Below are 6017 nucleotides of genomic sequence, written 5' to 3' on the forward strand. Positions count from 1 at the left end.
CTACAGCCCAGCCTCACGACTGGATGGGCCAGATTTACGGTTTAGGGCTTTGTTGCTCCCGGCTGCTGATGGCGAACCAGGCCTTTTCCACCGTCCATCGCATGGTTTGGAGCAGGGCGGTGGCCGCCGTGATGGTGATGTATCTGCTGATAGCGGGCCCACCGCCGCTACTGCCCGCCTGGACGTTGGAGCTGGGGGAGGCGGTGGGGTTGATTCTGCTGGCCTCGGCCGCCTTCGGCAGGCTCTGGTGTCTGCTGTTCGTGGCCGGCCGCAAGAATGAACAGGTGGTGCGGGAAGGCCCATACTCCATCGTCCGCAACCCGCTCTACGTGTTCAGTCTGCTGGGGGCCGTGGGCTTCGGATTGGCCGTGGAAAACCCTCTGTTGGCGGCTGTTGTAGGGCTTGGCTTCATCGGCTACTACCACTTCGTGATCCTTAGTGAGGAGCGTTTTCTGCTCTCGGCGTTCGGCGAGAACTACAGCACCTATCTGAACCAGGTGCCCCGCTGGATTCCCAGCTTCAAGCTCTATCACTCCCCCAGGACCATTGAGGTGGATACCACCAAGGTGCTGCGCGGCATCGGCGATGCCATGTGGTTTGTGTGGGCCTTTGTGCTCTGGGAACTGATGGAGGTGATGCGCGCCTTCGTTCTGCCGATGCTGCGCGCCTGACCGGCAGGCAGGGGCCAGGCCACCGCGGTCACCCGGAACAGTTAGTATCAAGAAATACATTCCCGCTTGGCGGGGCCACTGGTATCCCTGCCCGGTTCTGGCGATCGGCAGACCATTCGGTCGTCTCCCCTGAGTCTTCAGAACCGAATCAACTCCCGTGGTTTCCCCTTTCAGGGCCCTGCGTGGACCGATGGTGCAGGACGCCCCATCGGCCCCCAGGTTCTTCGCTTCAGCCTCCCCTGCCGCCGCCATCCCTGCGGTGATCTACTGCGAGGGGCAGTTCGGCGTCGCCGATGGCAAGACGGCCCACGGCCTTATGCGGCACAGCGAGCGCTTCAGGATCGTGGCGGTGATCGACAGCCTGCTCGCGGGCCGCGATGCCGGCGAGCAGCTCGATGGGGTGGCCAATGGCGTGCCCGTGCTGGCAGACCTGGCGGCCGCCTTGGCCCTGGGCGGGGCACCCCCGCAGACCCTCATCTACGGCATGGCCCCCGCCAATGGCCTGTTCAGCCCGACCGATCGGGTTGTGCTGCTGGACGCCATGCGCGCCGGCCTCAGCCTGGTGAGTGGCATGCGCGAGTTCCTGGGCGATGACGCCGAGTTCGCAGCCACCGCCGCCCGCCACCAGGTGAGCATCGAGGACGTGCGGCGCCCGCCGGCCCTCAAGGATCTGCGCCTGTTCAGCGGCACGATCGCCAGGGCCCACTGCCGGCGCATCGCCGTGCTCGGCACCGACGGCGCCATCGGCAAGCGCACCACCGCCACCGTGCTGGTGCAGGCCCTCAACGACCACGGCATCCACGCCGTGCTGGTGTCCACGGGCCAGACCGGCATGATCCAGGGCGGGCGCTACGGGCTGCCGCTCGATGCGATTCCCTCCCAGTTCTGCTCCGGCGAGGTGGAGGCCGCGGTGGTGCAGGCGTTTGATACCGAACGCCCCCAGGTGATCGTGATCGAGGGCCAGGGCGCCCTCAGCCATCCCGCCTACCTCTCCTCCACGTTCATCCTGCGGGGCAGCCAGCCCCAGGCCGTGATCCTGCAGCACGCGCCGATGCGCCGCCAGCGCTGTGATTTTCCTCAGGTGGCCATGCCCACGCCTCAGAGCGAGATCGCCCTGATCGAGGCCTTCGCCCCCACCCGCGTGATCGGCATGACCCTCAACCATGAGGGCATGGACGTGGCCGAACTCCCGGCTGCCATCGCCCTGTATGAGGCCGAGCTGCACATTCCCGTCAGCGATGCCCTGGCCTGCCCCCCCGAGCGGCTGGTGCAGATGGTGATGCGAGCCTTCCCGGAACTGGGAGCACCGCCGGCGGCGCTGGCGTGAGCGCCCCGCGGCTCGAGATCGATCTCGGCCAGCTCCACCACAACGCCGCCACCTTGGTGAGCCGCCTGGCCCGCAGGGGAATCGCGATCACGGCCGTGGGCAAGGCCGTGCTCGGCCTGCCGGAGATCGTGGCCACCTGGCTGGCGGCGGGGGTGGGCTCGATCGGCGATGCGCGCCTGGACACCATTGAGAGCCTGGTGAGCGGCGGCGTGAAGGCCCCGATGCTGCTGGTGCGTACACCGATGCTCAGCCAGGTGGAGCGGGTGGTGGCCGGCGTCAGCGTGAGCTGCAACAGCGAAGCGGTGGTGCTCGAGGCCCTGGCGGCAGAGGCCGAGCGCCAGGGGCGACGCCACGGCGTGCTGCTGATGGTGGAGCTCGGCGACCTGCGCGAGGGGATCCTGCCCCAGGACCTGCCAGCCATCGCGGCGCTCACCCTGGCTCTCCCCTGGCTGCGGCTGGTGGGGATCGGCGCCAACCTGGGCTGCCAGCACGGGGTGGCTGCCGATGCCACCAACATGGCCTCCAGGGCCTCGGCCCTGGCCGAGGCCCTGGAGGCCCGCTTCCACATCCATCTGGAGCTGATCTCGGGGGGCAACTCCGCCAACCTTGCCTGGCTGGCCGGGGGCGGTGATCCCGGCCGGATCAACCATCTGCGTCTGGGGGAGGCCCTGCTGCTTGGCCGCAAACCCCTGGGGCGGCGCCCCATCTGCGGCCTCCACACCGACGCCTTCCGCCTGGTGGGCGAGCTGATCGAAGTGAAGACCAAGCCGAGCCGGGCCTGGGGCCGCCGCGGCCTCACCAGCTTCAGCCCCGAGGACAGCGCCCAGCCGCCGCCCCTGCCCCCGGACCGCGGCCCGCGGCAGCGCGCCCTGGTGGCCCTCGGCCACCAGGATGCCGATCCGGCAGGGTTAGAGCCTCCAGCCGGCATGGCGATCCTGGGGGCCAGCAGCGACCACCTCGTGCTGGAGGCCGATCGCCCCCTGAGCGTGGGTGAGGAGATCGGCTTTCGCCCCAGCTACAGCGCCCTGTTGCGCGCCATGACCAGCCCGTTCGTGGCCCGCCAGTGCCGGAGCGTCAGCGCTGACCCAGCAACTCCAGCCAGCTGGGAGACGGCTCGCCGGCAGTGATGGGGATCGTGAACGACTCGAGCGCAAAGCCACGGGCGTCCAGGCTGCAGAAGGGCCCACTGGCAGGCCAGGGGTGAAGGTCGATCGGCGGGGTGAGCACCACGGGACGTGGCGTGGAATCCAGGTTGAACATGGGCAGGCCTCATGCCCAGTCAGGCTGGTCGGGGCCCTCCGCCCTGGCTGCTGCCTGGATGGCGACTCCACGGTGTCGCCGCACACACGGGCCTGCGGCAGCGACCCCCCCTGGCGCTGGCAGTCTTGGGCCATGGCGGCCCCTGTTCCACAGCAGACCTCAGCAGAAGCCCGCAGCCTCTGCGTGGTGGGGGTCGACGTGGGCGGCGAGCGCAAGGGCTTCCATGCCGTGGCCCTGCGGGGCGGTGGCCTGCAAGGCCGCCACACCACCTCCGACGCCGCCGAGCTGGCCCAGTGGTGCCGCAGCCTCGGCGCCAGGGTGATCGGCGTGGATGCTCCCTGCCGTTGGAGCGCCGATGGCCGCGCCCGTCCCGCTGAGCGGGAGCTGATGGCCGATGGCATCCAGTGCTTTGCCAGCCCCAGCCGCGAACGGGCCCTGGAGCACCCCAGCAACTACTACGGCTGGATGCTGCGGGGCGAGGCCCTCTACCGGGCCCTGGAGCCCAGCCATCTCCTGGCCAGCGGCCTGCCCAGCCCAGGCCAGCGCTGCTGCTTCGAAACCTTTCCCCATGCGATCACCTGCGAGCTGCACCGGTCCCTCGGCCTGGAGCGGGCGGCAGCGTCGCGAAAGCGCTTGCAGCGGCGGGCCCTTCTGGAGTTGTGCGGATTGGATTGCGATCAGCTCTCCAGCATCGACTGGATCGATGCCGCCCTCTGCGCCCTCGCCGCCGATCAGGCCGCCAGGGGTGGCCCCTGCCGCGTCTATGGCGAGGTGAGCAGCGGCGTGCTGATCGTGCCGACTCAGGTGCCAAGCCGCCTCAACCCTTGAGCCAAGCCATGAAAGCCTTCCTCTATCACCACTACGGCTCTGCCGATGTCCTCCGCTTGGAGGAGATCGATCAGCCCGTTCCCCAGGCCAACGAGGTGCTGATCAAGAGCCATGCCACCACGGTCAGCTCCGGGGACTGGCGCCTGCGCAGCCTGGAAGTGCCGGCCGGTTTTGGCTGGATCATCCGCCTGGTGGCAGGGCTGAGGCGGCCCCGGCAACCGATCCTGGGATCGGAGCTGGCGGGGGTGGTGGAGGCGATCGGTGAGGACGTGACGCGCTTCCAGGTGGGTGATGCGGTGTTCGCCTTCAGTGATCTCGCCCTCGGATGCCACGCGGCCTACCGCTGCCTACCGGAGCACGGCGGCGTGGCGCGTAAGCCCAGCGGCCTCAGCTTTGAGGAGGCCGCCGCCCTCTCCTTCGGGGGCACGACGGCTCTGGATTTTCTGCGTCGGGCACGCCTGAAACCCGGCGAGCGGCTGTTGATCCATGGCGCTTCCGGGAGCGTCGGCAGCGCCGCCATCCAGCTCGCCTGTCACCTGGGGGCCGAGGTCACCGGCGTGTGCAGCAACGCCAATCTGGAGCTGGTGCGCTCTCTCGGGGCCCACCAGATGATCGATTACAGCTGCGACGATTTCGCCCGCAACGGCCAGACCTACGACGTGATCCTCGATGCCGTGGGCACGGCTTCCTTCTCCCGCTGCCAGACCTCGTTGCGGCCCGGTGGGCGCCTGCTGCTGCTGGTGGCAAGCCTTCCCGCCTTGCTGCTCAGTGGCTGGCAGACCCTCACCACAGACAAGCGCGTGATCGCCGGGCCGGCCAGCGTGAAGCCCGGCGACCTGGAGCACCTGGCAGCGCTGGCCGAGGCAGGGGCGTTTCGGCCCGTGATCGGCCGCTGCTATCCCTTCGAGCAGCTCCCGGAAGCGCACCGTTATGTGGACACCGGCCACAAGCGGGGCAATGTGGTGATCAGCCTGGAAACCTGAGCCTCTGGAGCAGACCCTCAGGCCAGGGAATGCAGACCAATCGGATTGCCTTCAGTGTCGATCACCACCGAGATGAAACCGAACGCTCCAATCGCCATCTTGGGACGCAGCACCGTGCCACCAGCTGGACCCACCCGGCCCTCTTCGACGGCACAGTCCTGACAGGTGAAGTACACCATGGTGCCGCCCTTGCCGGGCTCGCAACCCTCCATCTGCATCAACGCTCCGCCTGCTCCCACCTTGTCGTCCTGCATGGGGAAACACCAGTAGGCCATCCCCGGCGTGGAGAAGTCTTCAAAGCCCACCTGGAACACAGCCGTGTAGAAGGCCTTGGCGCGCTCCATGTCGGAAACATTGAGCTCGAACCAGGTGATGGGGTTAGGAGTCATGGCTCACGTGTGTAGTCTTTGACATGAAGTTAGGCCTGCCGCAAGCTCGCTTCAAGCCTGCAGAACCAAACGTCACGGCGCGTGCGAGATGCGAGCGCAACCGCAGTGAAGGTTGCAAAGCTGGTGAGTACAAAACCTGCCAGATCCCTTGCTCCACCACTCATCACAACGGCGAGCGGCATGACATCCATGCCAAACCTGATCAGGGAGAAGCCATCGGGTCAGCGCGCGAGCAGCCAGCGCAGGGCAGAGAGCCCGATGATCAGCCCGATGCCGCTGTTCCACAGCAGGCTGCGGTGCCGGCGCAACCGCTCCAGCCAGTGCGGCAGCCGACTGCCGTGTTGCAACAGCAGAACGGTGGGCAGCAGCAGAACGGTGGGCAGCAGCAGTGCCAGCAGTAGGTCCGCGGCCATGGTGGGCAGGGGCGACAGCCTCCCCAGCTTCGCTGCTGGGCTGGATGACGCCATCTCTTTGCCTCGGACCAGGGCTTCAGGGTCAGTGCCCCAGACCCGAACTCGGCCGCTTGCGCCCCAGGGCCGGGCGCAGAGCTGAAACAATG

Annotated in this window: 7 protein-coding genes; 5 read left to right on the top strand and 2 right to left on the bottom strand. The window is 67.9% G+C overall.

Features of this window, described 5'->3' with window-relative positions; genetic code table 11:
• Positions 1 to 68 precede the first annotated feature (68 nt).
• The 5 genes from IQ216_RS10945 (at position 69) to IQ216_RS10965 (ending at position 5069) form a co-directional block, all read left to right on the top strand.
• Positions 69 to 671, top strand: coding sequence for an isoprenylcysteine carboxylmethyltransferase family protein (locus IQ216_RS10945; protein WP_193815489.1), 603 nt, complete (start codon positions 69 to 71; stop codon positions 669 to 671).
• A gap of 190 nt (positions 672 to 861) precedes the next feature.
• Positions 862 to 1998, top strand: coding sequence for a DUF1611 domain-containing protein (locus tag IQ216_RS10950; RefSeq protein ID WP_193815490.1), 1137 nt, complete (start codon positions 862 to 864; stop codon positions 1996 to 1998).
• Complete coding sequence (locus IQ216_RS10955) at positions 1995 to 3125, top strand: alanine/ornithine racemase family PLP-dependent enzyme (protein WP_193815491.1); 1131 nt, start codon at positions 1995 to 1997, stop codon at positions 3123 to 3125. The genes IQ216_RS10950 and IQ216_RS10955 overlap by 4 nt, the downstream gene beginning before the upstream one ends.
• A 205-nt stretch (positions 3126 to 3330) precedes the next feature.
• A complete protein-coding gene (locus IQ216_RS10960; protein ID WP_370566713.1) occupies positions 3331 to 4086 on the top strand; it encodes a DUF429 domain-containing protein in 756 nt (251 codons plus the stop codon).
• Between the two features lie 8 nt (positions 4087 to 4094).
• Positions 4095 to 5069 carry an NAD(P)-dependent alcohol dehydrogenase gene (locus IQ216_RS10965; protein ID WP_193815492.1) on the top strand — a complete coding sequence of 325 codons (975 nt, stop codon included), beginning with the start codon at positions 4095 to 4097 and terminating at the stop codon, positions 5067 to 5069.
• Positions 5070 to 5086: 17 nt separating this feature from the next.
• On the opposite strand, the gene IQ216_RS10970 is transcribed toward IQ216_RS10965, so the two are convergent.
• Positions 5087 to 5458 carry a VOC family protein gene (locus IQ216_RS10970; RefSeq protein WP_193815493.1) on the bottom strand — a complete coding sequence of 124 codons (372 nt, stop codon included), beginning with the start codon at positions 5456 to 5458 and terminating at the stop codon, positions 5087 to 5089.
• Between the two features lie 221 nt (positions 5459 to 5679).
• On the bottom strand, positions 5680 to 5925 hold the full coding sequence (locus tag IQ216_RS10975) for a hypothetical protein (RefSeq protein ID WP_228007415.1): 246 nt from the start codon (positions 5923 to 5925) through the stop codon (positions 5680 to 5682).
• Positions 5926 to 6017 lie beyond the last annotated feature (92 nt).

Origin of the sequence: Cyanobium sp. LEGE 06143 (assembly GCF_015207535.1) — a bacterium.
GTDB lineage: Bacteria > Cyanobacteriota > Cyanobacteriia > PCC-6307 > Cyanobiaceae > NIES-981.

Coding starts and splice junctions, on each gene's coding strand:
- IQ216_RS10945 (WP_193815489.1), top strand. CDS start 69: ATGGCGAACCAGGCCTTTTCCACCGTCCATCGCATGGTTTGGAGCAGG.
- IQ216_RS10950 (WP_193815490.1), top strand. CDS start 862: ATGGTGCAGGACGCCCCATCGGCCCCCAGGTTCTTCGCTTCAGCCTCC.
- IQ216_RS10965 (WP_193815492.1), top strand. CDS start 4,095: ATGAAAGCCTTCCTCTATCACCACTACGGCTCTGCCGATGTCCTCCGC.
- IQ216_RS10970 (WP_193815493.1), bottom strand. CDS start 5,458: ATGACTCCTAACCCCATCACCTGGTTCGAGCTCAATGTTTCCGACATG.
- IQ216_RS10975 (WP_228007415.1), bottom strand. CDS start 5,925: ATGGCGTCATCCAGCCCAGCAGCGAAGCTGGGGAGGCTGTCGCCCCTG.